This window comes from Sphingomonas flavalba (assembly GCF_004796535.1).
Lineage (GTDB): Bacteria > Pseudomonadota > Alphaproteobacteria > Sphingomonadales > Sphingomonadaceae > Sphingomonas_L > Sphingomonas_L flavalba.
The window spans coordinates 138,551-152,946 of record NZ_SPHY01000009.1 but is presented as its reverse complement, the minus strand read 5'-3'; the positions used below and the strand labels follow the sequence as shown (position 1 = coordinate 152,946).

Here is a 14,396-nt window from a genome sequence, read left to right as displayed (position 1 = left end):
GACCGGCTGGACGGCAGCGCGCTGGCGCTGGCCTCCGCCCGCGCGGCGGCGGTGGCGGCGGCGCTGGAAGGCACGATCGCGCCGGCACGCATGACCATTGCCGCCGCACTGGCGCCCGAACCAGCGCGCGGCCGCGCCGCCGGGCGGCGGGTGACGGTGACCGTCGCCTTTGCCCCGCATGTTTCGCCCCAATCGCCTGGAGGAACCCGATGATCCGCTTTGTTCTGCTTGCCGCGCTCGCCACCCCGGCGGCGGCCGCGACCGACCTTGCCGCGCTGGAACGCGCGGTGGTGCAGTTTTCCGGCGCGCCGGTCGGCGCCGAGGGCGGGCCGCTGGCGCCGATCGACCGGCGGCTGAAGCTGGCCGACTGCCCGGCGGCGCCGGTATTGTCCTGGCGCAGCGAGCGGCAGGACGCGGTTGTCGTCCAGTGCCCGGGCGGCTGGCGGCTGTTCGTGCCGGTCAAGGCGCAGCCGATGGCGCCTGGCGCCGTCGTCGCCGTGGCGGCCCGGGCGGAGCCGGTGATCCGGCGCGGCGACCCGGTGACGATCATGGCGGAAAGCGCCGGTTTTTCAGTCAGCAGCGACGGAGTCGCCATCGCCGACGCGGCGCCGGGCGCGCGCGTCGGCATCCGCATTGCCGGGGTCAAGACGCCGGTGCAGGCGATCGCCGTCGAACCGGGCAAGGCGACATTGCCGGGCTGGTGACGGAATTTATGTAAAGTTTGCGCGCGCCCTGCCGTTCACTGTTTCGTAACGTCCATCGAACGGGGAAGGGCAGGAACGGTGATTGACCCCATCAGCTTCAAACCCGGAACCGTTTCCGGGTCCGCCAAGGCCGGCGTCGAGAAGGTCGACGCCGCCCGCACGGCGGCCAGGCCGGCCGACAGCCGCACGGCGCCCAAGGTCGAATCCGACGTGCGCGCGCTGGCCGCGCAGATGGCGGAGACGCCGCCGGTCGACCGCGAGCGCGTTCAGCAGATCAAGCGCGCGATCGAGCAGGGGCAGTTCCCGATCGTGCCGGCGCGGATCGCCGACCGGCTGATCGCCGCCAGCTTCAATTGGGTGTCGCAGAAATGAACCGTGTCGCACAGCTGCGCGCCGTCGTCGACGCGCTCCACGCCGAGATCGCCGCGCTGAAGCGGTTCGACGTTGCCGCGCTGGCCGCCGCGACCGGCGCCAAGGAAGCCGGCATCGGCGCGCTCGCCGGGCCGTGGCGCCAGGACGAGGTGGACGACGAGGTCCGCGCGCTGGCCGAGGAGGCCCAGCGGCTGAACGAGACCAGCCGCATCTACGTCAACCTGATGGCCGCCAATGTCCGCGCCCGGCTGGAGGCGCTGACCGGGCTGAACAGCCAAGTCTATACGCGCAGCAGCGCGGCCGCCTGAACCGGGGCGCCGCCGCGACGACAGGTCGCGGCGTTGTAATCCGCCCTTAACCATTCTGGCACGGCTCTTGCTGATCGAACCCTGAAACGGGTTTGATCACGAAGGCTGTTCTGGAATGACCATCGGCAGTTTGGCGGGAATGACGGGGACGGGGCAGGTCCAGTCGGCCATTGCCCGCGCCAGCGCCAAGACCGGCGTCGATTTTTCCTATCTGCTGGGCCAGGCCCAGGTCGAATCCAGCCTGCGCCCGGACGCCCGCGCCCGCACCAGCAGCGCAACCGGCCTCTATCAGTTCATCGACCAGAGCTGGCTGGCCGTGGTCAAGCGCCACGGCGAGGAGCACGGCCTTGGCTGGGCGGCCGACGCGATCCAGCGCGGGGCGGGCGGGCGCTATTACGTGGCCGACAGCCGCCAGCGCGCCGCGATCCTCGACTTGCGGACCAACAGCGAGGCGGCATCGCTGATGGCGGCCGAACATGCCGCCGACAACAAGGCGGTGCTGGAAGCATCGCTGGGTCGCACCGTTGGCGGCACCGACCTCTACATGGCGCATTTCCTGGGCGTCGCCGGGGCAGGCAAGTTCCTGTCGACGATGGCGCACAGCCCGGAGCGCAGCGCCGCCGCGCTGTTCCCGGCGGCGGCGTCGGCCAATCGCGGGATATTCTACGCCACCGACGGCCGGGCGCGATCGCTGTCCGAGATCTACGACCGCTTTGCCGCCAAGATCGACGAGGGCACCCGGCTTGCCGCCACCGGCAAGAGCTTGCCGCCGGCGGCAAATGCCGGCCGGCCGACACTGGCCGTCGACATGGCGGCGCTGGGCGAGCGGAACGGAGGCGACGGCGACATGTCGACGCTGGACCGGCTGCTGGCGAACGGAGCCGGCGACCGGGCGACGATGCTGCGGCCGACGCCGGAGACGGCGAAGCTCGCCTATCTGATGCTTGCGGCGCTGGGGGGCTGAGGCGATGACGACACTGGCTCTGAACAGCCTGCGCATCAGCAACAGCGCCCGCCTTGCGGCGCTGCCGGTCGGCATCCTGCTGCTCGTCATGCTGATGGTCGTGCCGATCCCGGCGGCGATGCTGGACATTTTCTTCATCGCCAACATCACCGCGTCGATCGCCATCCTGATGGTTGCGCTGAACGCCGAGAAGCCGCTCGACTTTTCCAGCTTCCCGACGGTGCTGCTGCTCGCCACCCTGTTCCGGCTGGCGCTGAACGTCGCGTCGACCCGTGTCGTGCTGGTCCACGGCCATGAGGGCGAGGCGGCGGCCGGCCATGTCATCGAGGCATTCGGCACCTTCATCATCGGCGGCGACTATGTCGTCGGCCTGCTGGTCTTTTCGATCCTGGTCATCATCAACATCGTCGTCGTCACCAAGGGCGCCGGCCGCGTGTCCGAAGTGTCGGCGCGCTTCACCCTCGACGCGTTGCCCGGTAAGCAGATGGCGACCGACGCCGACCTGAATGCCGGGCTGATCACCCCCGAACAGGCCAAGGCGCGTCGGATCGAGGTGTCGACCGAGGCGGATTTCTACGGATCGATGGACGGTGCGTCGAAATTCGTGAAGGGCGACGCGATCGCCGCGCTGCTGATCCTTGGCATCAACATCATCGGCGGCCTGATTCTGGGCATGGTCAGCCACGGCATGGCCGCGGGCGATGCCGGCCGGACCTATGTGATGCTGGCGGTCGGCGACGCGTTGGTCGCGCAGGTGCCGGCGCTGCTGCTGTCGATCGCGGCGGCGGCGATCGTCACCCGCGTGTCGTCGAGCTACGACCTGGCCGGGCAGATCGGCTCGCAATTCTCCTCGCCGCGCACCTGGGTGCCGGTGGCGGTGATCCTGGCGGTGCTGGGCGTGCTGCCGGGCATGCCGCATCTGGTGATGCTGCCCGCCGCCGCCGGTGCCGGATTCGCGGCATGGCGGCTGGCCAGGCGCGCCGCCGCGCCGGCACCGGAAGCGGCCAATGACGACGCGCCGGCGGCCGACCCGAGCCGGATCGACTGGAGCGAGGTCAGCGACCATATGCAGGTCAATCTGGAGATCGGCTACGGGCTGGTGCCGCTGGTCGACGAGCGGGTCGGCGCGCCGCTGATGCAGCGGATCACCGGGGTTCGCCGCCAGCTGTCCAAGGAACTGGGCTTCGTCGTGCCGCAGGTGCGGGTCCGCGACAATATCGGCATCGCCCCCTATACCTATCGCATCGTCATCGGCGGCGTCATCGTCGGCGAGGACATGGTGTCGCCTGACGAGATGCTGGCGCTGGACACCGGCCAGGCGGTCGGCCCGCTCGACGGCAAGCCGGCGCGCGACCCGACCTTCGGCCTCGACGCGGTATGGATCGCCAGTGGCGACGCCGACGCGGCCACCGCCGCCGGCTATATGGTCGTCGATTCCGGCACCGTCATCGCCACCCATCTGAACCATGTGCTGAGCCAGAATGCCGCCGACCTGCTGGGGCCGGACGAGGTGCAGAGCCTGCTCGACGGGCTGAAGGACAAGGCGGCGGCGCTGGTTGGCGCGCTGACCCCGCAGCCGCTGTCGCTGACCGCGCTGACCCAGGTGCTGCGCGCGCTGCTGGCCGAAAACATCCCGCTGAAGGAGTTCCGCCGCATCGCCGCCGCGATCGCCGTCGTCGCCCAGCGGACCGCCGACCCAGACGAGATTGTCGAGCTGATCCGGCCGGAGCTGGGCGCGCTGATCATCCAGCGGCTGTGCGGTCCGCGCGAGCCGCTCCGCGTGATGACGCTGGAAGGCGGGCTGGAGGCGCTGCTTGGCCAGACGATCCGGTCCGACCCGTCCAACCGCCATGCGATCGAGCCGGATCTGGGCCGGCGGATCGTCGACGCGCTGCAGCACGCCGCCCAGCCGTTGATCGCCGAGAGCAGGCCGTTCGCGCTGGTCGTCCAGCCGCTGATCCGTCCGGCGATGCGCAAGCTGGTCAGGACCTGCCTGCCAGACACCCCGGTCATGAGTTTCACCGAAGTCCCCGACGACAAGGCAGTCGAGGTCGTCGCCGTTGTCGGCGCCCCCGAACAGATCGCCGCATAAGAGCAAGAGCAGAGATGAACGCACCCCTGTCCGCCGCCCAGATCTACACCCGTTCCGGCCCGCAGCCGGCCGTCGCCCATGCCCAGCTGGTCCGCGACCATATGCCGCTGGTCCGGCGGATCGCCTGGCACATCCACGGCAGCGTATCGAGCGCGGTCGAGATCGAGGACCTGATCCAGATCGGGCTGGTCGCGCTGGTCGAGGCGGCGGCGACCTTCGAGGACCGCGGGCAGGTGAGCTTTGCCCAGTATCTGGCGATGCGGCTGCGCGGCGCGATGATCGACGAATTGCGCCGGCAGGCGACGCTGACCCGTGGCGCGATGCGCCGGCGGCGGGCGCTGGCCGAGACGGAGGCGACGCTGCACCAGCGGCTGGGCCGGCCGGCGACCGACGAGGAGCTGGCCGCCGCGCTGGGCGTGACGACCGAGCGGTTGCGGCTGGACTACAGCAATGCCCAGCCGGTGCGGTTCGAGCCGATCGACGGCGTCTATACCGACGACAATCCCTGGTTCATGAGCGACGAGCCGAACCCGTTCGAGTTGCTGGAGAGCGAGGATCTGCGCCGGGCGCTGGTCGCCGCGATCGAGGGGCTGGCACAGCGCGAGGCGCAGGTGATCCAGCTCTATTACGTCGAGGAACTGAACCTGGAGGAAATCGGCGCGGTGCTTGGCGTCGGCGCGGCGCGGGTCTGCCAGATCAAGAAGGCGGCGCATGACAAACTGCGCAAGGCGTTGAAGGCACGGATCGAATAGCGCTCTGGGGGCCGGCGGGGGCCGCGACGACGGCTGTTCATCCGGCAATGCGCGTGTTAGCCCTAAACCCCTCTGGGGGGTTGCGCATGGTATCACCGGGGCCGGATTCGTCAGCGGGGTTACGTACGGAGGCCAGCGCGGCAAGCGGATCGGCCGGTACCCCCGCACATTACCAGACCACATTCAAGTTCGCCGGCGTCGGCCTTGCCCGCGTCAGCCTGGACGGTGCGTTCGTCGACGTGAACCAGCGGCTGTGCGACATGATCGGCTATTCGCGCGAGGCCCTGCTCGGCAGCCGGTTCCAGGACATCACCCATCCCGACGACCTCGGCAAGAACGAGGATTATCTGGGCAAGGTGATGAGCGGGGAGCTGGACAGCTATCGCTTCGAGAAACGCTACATCAAGGCGAACGGCGAGATATTGTGGGCCGACCTGACCGCGACTCTGGAACGGGACGCGCAGGGCCGGCCGTTCGAGATGATCTCGATCGTCGCCGACATCGGTGCGTTCAAGATCGCCGAAGAGCGGATGAACTTCCTGATCGGCGAGCTGGCCCACCGGTCGAAGAACCTGTTCGCCGTGGTGCTGAGCGTGATCAACCAGATCGGCGGCAGCGCCCGCACCGTGCCCGCGTTCCAGCAGGAGCTGGAGCAGCGCATCCGCGGCCTTGCCGTGTCCCAGGACCTGATGCTGGGCAATGCCGGGCATATCAGTTCGCTCCACGACCTGGCGCGGCAGCAACTGCGCGCCTTTGTCGAGCCGGCTGACCCGCGCGTCGGCTATGCCGGGCAGTCGCCGGTGCTGGGGCGCAACGCGACGCGCGTGCTGGGCATGGCGCTGCATGAACTGGCGACCAACGCCTGCAAATACGGGGCGCTGACGTCCGCCGACGGCAGGCTCGCGATCGATTGCGAGCTGGAGGACGGGCCGGACCCGGTGGCGATCATCCGCTGGACGGAGCGCGACGGGCCGCCGGTGGCGGCGCCGAGCCGCTCCGGCTTCGGCCGCAAGGTGATCGAGCGGATGGTTGCGCGGTCGCTGAATGCCGAGGTCGATCTGCGGTTCGACAGGCGCGGCGTCGAATGGCGCTGCCGGGTGCGGCTGGCCGACCTCAGCCGGTGAAGGGGGCGCATGGAAAGACCCCCGGACGCGGGCGGCGTCCGGGGGCCTGATGTGCGCTTACGCTACGATACGCTACGAAAACGAAATTAGCGCAGCAGGGTCAGCACGTTCGACTGGCTCTGGTTCGCCTGGGCGAGCATCGCGGTCGACGCCTGCGACAGGATCTGCGCCTTGGCGAGGTTGGTCGTCTCGGCGGAGAAGTCCGTGTCCTGGATGCGGCTGCGCGCGTCCGACAGGTTATTGACGTTGCTGGTCAGGTTGTTGACCACCGACGACAGGCGGCTCTGCCCGGCGCCGAGGCTGGCGCGGGTCGTCGCGACCGACGCCAGTGCGTCGTCGACGTTGTCCAGGGTCGTGCCGGCCTTGGTGACGTCGGTCACGTCGAGCGCAGCGGCGGCGATCTTGGTGCCGTCGATCGCCTTGATCGTCAGCGTGACGGTGTCACCGCTTTCCGAACCGGTCTGGATGGCGAGCGTCTTGTCGGTGCCGGCGGTGGTGCTGAACAGGCCGACGCCGTTGAACTCGGCCTTCAGCACGTCGGCGATCTGCGAGGTCAACTCGGTGACTTCGGCCTGCAGGTTGGTGCGGTCGGCCGCGCTGTAGGTGCCCGAAGCCGACTGAACCGCCAGCTCGCGGATGCGCTGCAGCATGTTGGTCACCTCGTCCAGCGAGCCTTCGGCCGTCTGGGCGAGCGAGATGCCGTCGTTGGCGTTGCGGATCGCCTGGCTCATGCCGCGGATCTGCGAGGTCATCGAGGTGGCGATGGCGAGGCCGGCGGCGTCGTCCTTCGCGCTGTTGATGCGCTTGCCCGTCGACAGCCGCTCCATCGCGGTGGTCAACTGGTCCTGGGCGACGCGCGAACCGTTCTGGGCACGGAGCGCCGCGGTGTTCGTCGAAATGACAGTCATGGTCCTGATCTCCAAAGTTCGTCCCGGCCGCGCTCCTTCTCCCCCAATCCCGGAGCGAAGCGGGAGCCGCCGAAGCACAGAACGGCCGCGCGCAGCGGGGCTTAAGCGGAATTTTCGTGCCGGAGCCGCAACGCCCCGCGGCCAGACAGAGATTCCCGCACGTCGCGCGCGAGCGAAATTTATGGGATCGGCGTTTAGCTTAACTCTGCGTTTACCAATCTGCGCCGATAGCGGGTCCCAAGATCACGGTCCGAATTTCTGGGGGGATCCGCAAATGCGTGCCATCTATCCGAGCGAGACATGTGCTCGGGCCAACCCGCTGTTGATGTCGTGGATGCGCGGGCTGGGTTTCGATGTGCGCGCCCATGACAGCGCCCGGCCCCGTGCGGGCGACGCGTTCATGGTCACCGAAGGCGAGGGGCTGCCGGCGCCGAGCAACACGCTGGTGCTGGGCGAGGGCGATGAGCGGCTGGTGATCCCCGCCGCCGACGGCGCCCCGGCGCGCCTGTCCTACGGCCGTGACGACATGGTGTTCGGCCACGCCTTTGCCGCCGCGCTGCTGCGCGGGCCGGATGCGCCGACCGCCGCCGACCCCCACAGCCTGGCGCTTTACGCATTGGCCGAGCGGGTCGCCGCCAGCGATATCACCGTGCTGATCAACGGCCCGACCGGAACCGGCAAGGAAGTGCTCGCCCGTCATATCCATGCGACATCCGAGCGGCGCGACGGCCCGTTCGTCGCCGTCAACTGCGCGGCGTTGCCCGAGACGATGCTGGAAGCGCTGCTGTTCGGCCACACCAGGGGGGCGTTCACCGGCGCGGCCGGGGCGGCGCAGGGTTTTTTCCGCGCCGCGAACGGCGGCACGCTGCTGCTCGACGAAGTGGCGGAGATGCCGCTGTCCTTGCAGGCCAAGCTGTTGCGCGCGTTGCAGGAGCGCGAAGTCGTGCCGCTGGGCGCGACGACGCCCGAACCGGTCGACGTGCGTGTCATCGCCTGCGCCAACCGCGATCTCGGCGGGGAAGTGGCCGGTGGCCGGTTCCGCGCCGACCTTTATTACCGGCTGAGCGTGTTCCCGCTGACCACCACCCCGCTCGCCGATCGGCGACAGGACGTAGCCGCGCTGGTCGCGACGATGATCCTGCGCCATGCCGCCGGGCGGCCGACGATCCCGTGGCCGACGCTGGCCGCGCTCGACGTGCTGCTCGCCCATGACTGGCCCGGCAACGTCCGCGAACTGGAGAACGTGATCCAGCGCGCGCTGCTGATGGCGCCGGGCGATCGGATCGACGCGGAGCACATCATCTTCGACGCGACGCCCCGCGCCGTCGCCCCGGCGGCCGCACCGGCCCCGGCGCTGGCCGAGCCGACGCTGGGCAATATCGTCAAGCTCAGCGAATACCAGGCGATCCGCGAGACGCTGGCGCAATGCGGCGGCAGCCGGACCGAGACGGCGAAGCGGCTGGGCATTTCCGAGCGCACCTTGCGCTACCGTCTGGCCAAGATCCGCGATGAAGGCGGCGCGATCGCCGCGCCGAGCCGGAGTGTATGGGCATGAACGTGACCGGACCGATGGGCGCCGACCGGGTGCTGGCGCTGCGCGCCCAGATCCTGGAACGCAACGAGGCGCTGAAGAATGCCGGGCAGTCGGGATCGGCGCCGCCGATCGGCGGCGGCACGGCACCGGGCAGCTTCGGCGCGACGCTGGAAGCGGCGCTGAAGACCGTCAACCAGCAGCAGTCGGCGGCGCGCGCCGCTACCGATGCCTATGAGCGCGGCGACACCGTCGACGTCGCCAAGGTGATGCTGGCCCGCCAGCAGGCGTCGATCAGCTTCGAGGCGACGCTTCAGGTCAGGAACAAGCTTCTGTCCGCCTACAAGGACATCATGAGTATGCCGGTCTAACCCATGGCGACCAACGCACTTTCCCCGGCAGGCGAGATCCTGCCCGCCGCCGAGCCCGCGCTGCCGGGCAAGGCGACCCGCAACCCGATGGCGATGGCGCAGGAATTCCTGGCGCAGCCGGCGATCCGCAGGAGCATTCCGGCAGTGACCGCGCTGCTGCTCGCCGCCGTCGCGGCGCTGGCCTGGGCGATGCTGTCGACGCCGCCGCAGAAGGTGGTGTTTTCGGGCCTGTCCGATGCCGACAAGGCGGCGGTGTCCGACGCGCTGAGCAAGGGCAGTATCGCCAATCGGATCGATGCCGCGACCGGCACGCTGACCGTGGCCGAGGACGATTACTACCGCGCGCGGATGCTGCTGGCGTCGCAGGATTTGCCGAAGGCGGCGCCGGGCGGCTACGCCATCCTCGACCAGTTGCCGATGGGGGTCAGCCGCGCCGTCGAGGGCGAAAGGCTGCGCCAGGCGCGCGAGACGGAGCTGGCCAAGTCGATCCAGGAGATCGAATCGGTCACCGACGCCCGCGTCCATCTGGCGATGCCGGAATCGAGCGTGTTCGTCCGCGACAACGCGGCGCCGTCGGCTTCGGTGATCGTCCGGCTGACCGCCGGGCGCACGCTGGGCGATGCGCAGGTGCGGTCGATCGTCAACCTTGTCGCTTCTTCGGTACCGGGGATGAAGCCGGAGGCAGTGACCATCGTCGACGGCACCGGCCAGCTGCTGAGCAAGCCTGGCGGCGGCAGCGATGCCGCGACCGCCGGCGACCAGCGCATCGACATGGAACGCCGGGTGGAGGGCAAGTACCGCACGCAACTGGTCCAGTTGCTGACGCCGCTGGTCGGCGCCGGCAATTTCAGCGCCGAGGTGCAGGCCGAGCTGAACCTGGACGAGACGCAGGCGACGCGCGAAACCTATGACAAGGACGGGGCGCTGCGCGCGGAGCAGGGCAACTGGACCGGCAACCAGTCCGAACCGGCGGTGCCGCAGGGCATCCCCGGCGCGCTGTCCAATACCGCGCCGCCGGCGAGCGAGGTCAAATCGGCCGAAAAGGCGCCGCAGCCGCCGGCCATAGGCACCCCCGGCGCCCCGGCGGCGAACGCCCCGGCGCCGGCCGGCGCGGCGCGGATGCCCGACAATCTGAAACAGTCGGACCAGTATGCGCGCTCCTATGAACTGGGCAAAGAAGTGTCCGTCACCCGCGCGATGCCGGGCACGGTCAGGCGCCTGTCGGTTGCCGTCGTGCTGCGCGAGGCAGAGGGCGGCAAGCCGCGCAGCGCCCAGGAGATCCAGCAGATCACCAGCCTGGTGCGCGCCGCCGTCGGCTTCGACGCGGCACGCAACGACCAGATCACCGTCATCAGCCGCAAATTCGCGAGCGGGGCCGGCGAGGCGGATTCGGCGCCGTGGTATGAGGCCGGATGGGTGCCGGTGCTGGCGCGCAACCTGACCGCGCTGATCATCGCGCTGCTGGTGCTGCTGTTCGGCGTGCGCCCGCTGGTCAAGGCGGTGCTGAGGAAGAAAGATGCCGGCGCCGTGTCGCGCACCGCCGACGGCGCGCCGGCGATCGCCGGGATCAACCGCGAGCCGGTCAGCATCGAGATGCTCGACAGCGCGCGCAGCTATGACGACAAGGTCAATCTGGTCCGCGATTTCACCCGCGACAACCCGGCCCGCGCCGCGCTGGCGGTGCGCGACATGATCCAGGCCGACGCCAAGGCGGGGGCGTGACGATGGACGGCGCTGTCCAGAACGCGAGCCGGTCGCTGAGCGGCGTCGAGCGCGCCGCGGTGCTGATGATGCTGGTCGGCGAGGAGGAGGCGGCTGCCATCCTCCAGAAGCTGGAGCCGGACGAGGTGCGGATGCTGGGCAAGGCGATGTTCGCCGTCGCCGACGTCGCCGAACCGCAGGTTGCCGTCGTGCTCGACGATTTCGTCGGCAAGGCGCGCGAGCGTACCGCCATCGGTTTCGACCCGCGCCCGCAGATCGAGCGGACGATGGCCCGCGCGCTCGGCCCCGACAAGGCAGACAATGTGCTGGCCCGCATCACGCCGCGCGAGGAGGCGCGGGCGATGGACATGCTCGACTGGCTCGACGCGCCGGAGATCGCCCGGTTGATCGAGGGCGAGCACCCGCAACTGGCGGCGGTGCTGATCGCCAACCTCGACCCGGCGGTCGCCGCCGAGGTGCTGCAGTTGCTGCCGGAGGCGATCCAGCCCGACGTGGTCCACCGCGTCGCGACGCTCGGCCCGGTCTCGCCCGACGCGCTCGACATGCTGCGCGAGATGCTGTCGACGCGGATCGCCCAGGCCAAGGCGCCGGCGACGGTGGCGCTGGGCGGTGCCCGCGAGGCGGCGGCGATCATGAACAACACCCGGCGCGCCACCGAGCAGAAGGTGATGCCGCGCCTTGCCAAGATGGACCGCGAAGTCGCCCGGCGCATCGAGGAGGAAATGTTCGTCTTCGATCATCTGCTGGCGCTGGACGACAAGAATATGGGCGCGCTGCTGCGCAGCATAGAGGCGGATATCCTGACCGTCGCGCTGAAGGGCGTCGACGAGGAGGCGCGGGCGCGTTTCCTCGGCTGCATGTCGGCGCGCGCCGCCGACGGCATCCGCGACGAGATGGAAGCGCGCGGGCCGATGCGCCTGTCCGAAGTGCTGGAGGCGCAGAAGGCGATCCTCGGCATCGCGCGGCGGATGGCTGCGGAGGGGACGCTGATGCTCGGTGGACGGGACGACGACTATGTCTGATCCGCGCGGCGGATTCCTGCCGGGCGAGGGCGCGCGGACCGTCGATTCCGGCGCGCTGGGCGATTACATGGCGCAGATGCGTGCCGGCTTCGCCGCCGGCGGCCCCGGCGCCGACGGCGGCCCGGTGCACTTTTCACCGGCGCCGTCGCCCCGGCATTTCAGCCCCGCCGACCCCGGTCGCAACCCGACCGCCGGCTGGGATCCGTTCGACCCGATGGGCGAGCGCCAGTCGCGGCCGCCGACCGAAGCGGAGGCGGAGGCCGAGCAGCCGTCGACCGGGATGGATGCGGTTCGTGCTGCGGCGCGGGCGGAGGGCTATGCCGCCGGGCTGGTGGCCGCGCAGCAATCGTCGGAATACCAGGTCGCGGCGATCGAGAATCTGGCCCGCGCGATCGCCGGGATCGAGACGTTCGACCGCGAGGAGCTGGCCGCCCGGCTGCGCCAGACCGTTTTGTTCCTCGTCACCCGGCTGGTCGGCGATATCGGCATCGCGCCCGGGCTTTTGGCCGAGCGGGTGGCGGCGGCGGCTGAACTGCTGGCCGAAAGCACCGAGCCGGCGCTGCTGCGCCTGCACCCTGACGACCTGCCGCTGGTCGAGGGGCGGCTGCCCGAGCGGGTGTTCGCGATCGCCGACAAGGGCATCGAGCGCGGCGGGCTGCTGATCGAGACCAAGACGACCGCGATCGAGGATGGGCCGGCGACCTGGCTGGCCCAACTGGCCGCGGCGATCGACCGCGTTGCCCTGCCCGACGCCGAATGATGCTGAAGCGTTTCGCCGAAACCTATCTCGACCGGCTGCGATTGCCGGTCGCGCCGCGCGCCGAGGTAATCGGGCGGCTTGCCTCCTATGACGGTTTGCTGATGGAGGCCGTCGGCCTGTCGGTGCCGGTCGGCACGATGTGCCGGGTCGGTGCCGGGGCAGGCGCGATCGAGGCGGAGGTGATCGGCTTTCGCGCCGGCCGCACGCTGATGATGAATCTGGGCGGGCCGGCGGCGCTGCTGCCCGACGCGCCGGTCAGGCCGATCGGCCCGCCGGGCGAGGCGCAGGTCGGCGCGGCGCTGCTCGGCCGTGTCGTCGACGGCGCCGGGCGCCCGATCGACGGGCTGGGGCCGATCCGCGGCGCGGCGAGCTGGCCGCTGGCTGGAAAATTGCAGAATCCGCTCGATCGCGGCCGGGTGACCGAGCCGCTGGATGTCGGCGTGCGAGCGCTGAACGGGCTGCTGACCATCGGCCAAGGCCAGCGGATCGGCATCATGGCCGGGTCCGGCGTCGGCAAGTCGGTGCTGCTCGGCATGATCGTCCGGTCGGTCAAGGCCGATGTCGTCGTCGTCGGGCTGATCGGCGAGCGCAGCCGCGAGGTCACCGATTTTCTGGAAACCAAGATCGCCGGGGAGGCGCGGGGGCGCAGCGTTGTCGTTGCGGTGCCGGCCAATCATTCGCCGGTGCTGCGGATTCGGGGGGCGATGCGGGCGACGGCGATCGCCGAGGCGTTCCGCGCCGAGGGCAAGCGGGTGCTGCTGATCATGGACAGCCTGACCCGCGTCGCCCATGCCGGGCGCGAGATCGGCCTGGCGCTGGGTGAGCCGGCGTCGGCGCGCGGTTACCCGCCCTCCGCCATCGCGATGCTGCCAAACCTGATCGAGCGCGCCGGGGCCGATGTGGTCAGCGGCGGATCGATCACCGCGATCTACACCGTGCTGGCCGATGGCGACGACGGCAGCGACCCGGTGGTCGATTCGGCGCGCGCCATCCTCGACGGGCATATCGTGCTGTCGCGGGCGCTGGCCGAGCGCGGCGTCTACCCCGCCGTCGACCTTGGCCCGTCGGTCAGCCGGGTGATGAGCGACATCGCCGCGCCCGACCATCTGAACGCGGCGCGGGTGCTACGCCGCCATCTGGCCGCCTATGAGGAAAACCGCGACCTGATCCTGATGGGCGCGTATCGCCCCGGGTCCGACCCGGCGCTGGACCAGGCGATCGCCTGCTATCCGGCGATCCTCGAATATATCCGCCAGGGCGCCGACGAAAGCGTCGGCCTGGCCGAGGCGGTTGCCGAGTTGACCGGCCTGTTCGGCGACGCGTGATGCAGCGGCGCGACCCGGCCCGGTTGCAGCGGCTGCTGCGGGTGCGCGCGTTCCAGCTCGATCAGGCGCGGGCCGAGGAAGTCGCCGCGATCGACCGCCAGAGCAGCGCCCATGCGCTGGCCCGGCGGATCGAGACGCTGTCCGAAGCGGTGGCGCCGCGCGAGGGCACGGCGGCCGGCATCAACCTGTTCGCCGCCGCGCATTACCGCCACCGGCTCGCCCAGTCGCAGCAGGAGGCACAGCGCAGGATCGCCGCCGCTACCGAACAACTGGACGCCGCCCGTGCCCAGACCGGCGCCGCCAAGCGCAACCACGGCGCGATCGAGAAGCTGATCGCCCGCGAACTGGACGCGCAGACCATTGACGCGCGGCGCGCGCTGGAAAACGCCCCGCACCCGGCGCGAGCGCTGGCACACTCCTTGCTAAAATCGGGGTGAACCC

The 14,396-nt window shown here is 70.1% G+C and carries 16 protein-coding genes; 15 read left to right on the top strand and 1 reads right to left on the bottom strand.

Annotation, left to right across the window (positions count from 1 at the left end; genetic code table 11):
* The 8 genes from E4A53_RS14655 to E4A53_RS10330 all read left to right on the top strand — a co-directional run.
* A partial coding sequence (locus tag E4A53_RS14655; protein ID WP_206366301.1) for a hypothetical protein occupies window positions 1-213 on the top strand: 213 nt, incomplete at its 5' end.
* On the top strand, window positions 210-704 hold the full coding sequence (locus E4A53_RS10360) for a flagella basal body P-ring formation protein FlgA (RefSeq protein WP_136163027.1): 495 nt from the start codon (window positions 210-212) through the stop codon (window positions 702-704). The genes E4A53_RS14655 and E4A53_RS10360, both read left to right, overlap by 4 nt.
* 78 nt (window positions 705-782) lie before the next feature.
* Complete coding sequence (gene flgM / locus E4A53_RS10355) at window positions 783-1,076, top strand: flagellar biosynthesis anti-sigma factor FlgM (RefSeq protein ID WP_136163026.1); 294 nt, start codon at window positions 783-785, stop codon at window positions 1,074-1,076.
* Window positions 1,073-1,384: a flagellar protein FlgN gene (locus tag E4A53_RS10350; protein WP_136163025.1), complete on the top strand. Its 312-nt coding sequence runs from the start codon at window positions 1,073-1,075 to the stop codon at window positions 1,382-1,384. The genes flgM and E4A53_RS10350 overlap by 4 nt, the downstream gene beginning before the upstream one ends.
* 115 nt (window positions 1,385-1,499) lie before the next feature.
* The gene (locus E4A53_RS10345) at window positions 1,500-2,348 is read left to right on the top strand and encodes a lytic transglycosylase domain-containing protein (protein ID WP_206366300.1); all 849 of its coding nucleotides are present in this window, start codon (window positions 1,500-1,502) and stop codon (window positions 2,346-2,348) included.
* Window positions 2,349-2,352: 4 nt separating this feature from the next.
* Window positions 2,353-4,440 carry a flagellar biosynthesis protein FlhA gene (flhA, locus tag E4A53_RS10340; RefSeq protein WP_136163024.1) on the top strand — a complete coding sequence of 696 codons (2,088 nt, stop codon included), beginning with the start codon at window positions 2,353-2,355 and terminating at the stop codon, window positions 4,438-4,440.
* A gap of 14 nt (window positions 4,441-4,454) precedes the next feature.
* The gene (locus E4A53_RS10335; protein WP_136163023.1) at window positions 4,455-5,192 is read left to right on the top strand and encodes a FliA/WhiG family RNA polymerase sigma factor; all 738 of its coding nucleotides are present in this window, start codon (window positions 4,455-4,457) and stop codon (window positions 5,190-5,192) included.
* Between the two features lie 86 nt (window positions 5,193-5,278).
* Window positions 5,279-6,316 (top strand): sensor histidine kinase, encoded by a 1,038-nt coding sequence (locus E4A53_RS10330; RefSeq protein ID WP_168694361.1) that lies wholly within the window; start codon window positions 5,279-5,281, stop codon window positions 6,314-6,316.
* Between the two features lie 86 nt (window positions 6,317-6,402).
* Here E4A53_RS10330 and E4A53_RS10325 read toward each other — a convergent pair whose 3' ends face one another.
* Window positions 6,403-7,224, bottom strand: coding sequence for a flagellin N-terminal helical domain-containing protein (locus E4A53_RS10325; RefSeq protein ID WP_136163021.1), 822 nt, complete (start codon window positions 7,222-7,224; stop codon window positions 6,403-6,405).
* 274 nt (window positions 7,225-7,498) lie between these two features.
* Here E4A53_RS10325 and E4A53_RS10320 point away from each other — a divergent pair, with 274 nt between their 5' ends.
* From E4A53_RS10320 to E4A53_RS10290, 7 genes are read left to right on the top strand one after another with little or no spacing between them, the layout of a single operon-like run.
* Window positions 7,499-8,779 (top strand): sigma-54 interaction domain-containing protein, encoded by a 1,281-nt coding sequence (locus E4A53_RS10320; protein WP_136163020.1) that lies wholly within the window; start codon window positions 7,499-7,501, stop codon window positions 8,777-8,779.
* Window positions 8,770-9,126, top strand: coding sequence for a flagellar hook-basal body complex protein FliE (gene fliE, locus E4A53_RS10315; protein WP_136163019.1), 357 nt, complete (start codon window positions 8,770-8,772; stop codon window positions 9,124-9,126). The genes E4A53_RS10320 and fliE overlap by 10 nt, the downstream gene beginning before the upstream one ends.
* A 3-nt stretch (window positions 9,127-9,129) precedes the next feature.
* On the top strand, window positions 9,130-10,848 hold the full coding sequence (fliF, locus tag E4A53_RS10310) for a flagellar basal-body MS-ring/collar protein FliF (protein WP_136163018.1): 1,719 nt from the start codon (window positions 9,130-9,132) through the stop codon (window positions 10,846-10,848).
* A 2-nt stretch (window positions 10,849-10,850) separates the two neighbouring features.
* On the top strand, window positions 10,851-11,870 hold the full coding sequence (gene fliG / locus E4A53_RS10305; RefSeq protein WP_136163017.1) for a flagellar motor switch protein FliG: 1,020 nt from the start codon (window positions 10,851-10,853) through the stop codon (window positions 11,868-11,870).
* Window positions 11,863-12,630: a FliH/SctL family protein gene (locus E4A53_RS10300; protein ID WP_239018255.1), complete on the top strand. Its 768-nt coding sequence runs from the start codon at window positions 11,863-11,865 to the stop codon at window positions 12,628-12,630. The genes fliG and E4A53_RS10300 overlap by 8 nt, the downstream gene beginning before the upstream one ends.
* On the top strand, window positions 12,630-13,955 hold the full coding sequence (locus E4A53_RS10295; RefSeq protein ID WP_136163016.1) for a FliI/YscN family ATPase: 1,326 nt from the start codon (window positions 12,630-12,632) through the stop codon (window positions 13,953-13,955). The genes E4A53_RS10300 and E4A53_RS10295 overlap by 1 nt, the downstream gene beginning before the upstream one ends.
* Complete coding sequence (locus tag E4A53_RS10290; protein ID WP_136163015.1) at window positions 13,955-14,392, top strand: hypothetical protein; 438 nt, start codon at window positions 13,955-13,957, stop codon at window positions 14,390-14,392. Before E4A53_RS10295 ends, E4A53_RS10290 begins: the two co-directional genes overlap by 1 nt.
* The last annotated feature ends 4 nt before the right edge of the window (window positions 14,393-14,396 follow it).

Coding starts and splice junctions, on each gene's coding strand:
- E4A53_RS10360 (WP_136163027.1), top strand. CDS start 210: ATGATCCGCTTTGTTCTGCTTGCCGCGCTCGCCACCCCGGCGGCGGCC.
- E4A53_RS10350 (WP_136163025.1), top strand. CDS start 1,073: ATGAACCGTGTCGCACAGCTGCGCGCCGTCGTCGACGCGCTCCACGCC.
- E4A53_RS10345 (WP_206366300.1), top strand. CDS start 1,500: ATGACCATCGGCAGTTTGGCGGGAATGACGGGGACGGGGCAGGTCCAG.
- flhA (WP_136163024.1), top strand. CDS start 2,353: ATGACGACACTGGCTCTGAACAGCCTGCGCATCAGCAACAGCGCCCGC.
- E4A53_RS10335 (WP_136163023.1), top strand. CDS start 4,455: ATGAACGCACCCCTGTCCGCCGCCCAGATCTACACCCGTTCCGGCCCG.
- E4A53_RS10330 (WP_168694361.1), top strand. CDS start 5,279: ATGGTATCACCGGGGCCGGATTCGTCAGCGGGGTTACGTACGGAGGCC.
- E4A53_RS10325 (WP_136163021.1), bottom strand. CDS start 7,224: ATGACTGTCATTTCGACGAACACCGCGGCGCTCCGTGCCCAGAACGGT.
- E4A53_RS10320 (WP_136163020.1), top strand. CDS start 7,499: ATGCGTGCCATCTATCCGAGCGAGACATGTGCTCGGGCCAACCCGCTG.
- fliE (WP_136163019.1), top strand. CDS start 8,770: ATGGGCATGAACGTGACCGGACCGATGGGCGCCGACCGGGTGCTGGCG.
- fliF (WP_136163018.1), top strand. CDS start 9,130: ATGGCGACCAACGCACTTTCCCCGGCAGGCGAGATCCTGCCCGCCGCC.
- fliG (WP_136163017.1), top strand. CDS start 10,851: ATGGACGGCGCTGTCCAGAACGCGAGCCGGTCGCTGAGCGGCGTCGAG.
- E4A53_RS10300 (WP_239018255.1), top strand. CDS start 11,863: ATGTCTGATCCGCGCGGCGGATTCCTGCCGGGCGAGGGCGCGCGGACC.
- E4A53_RS10295 (WP_136163016.1), top strand. CDS start 12,630: ATGCTGAAGCGTTTCGCCGAAACCTATCTCGACCGGCTGCGATTGCCG.
- E4A53_RS10290 (WP_136163015.1), top strand. CDS start 13,955: ATGCAGCGGCGCGACCCGGCCCGGTTGCAGCGGCTGCTGCGGGTGCGC.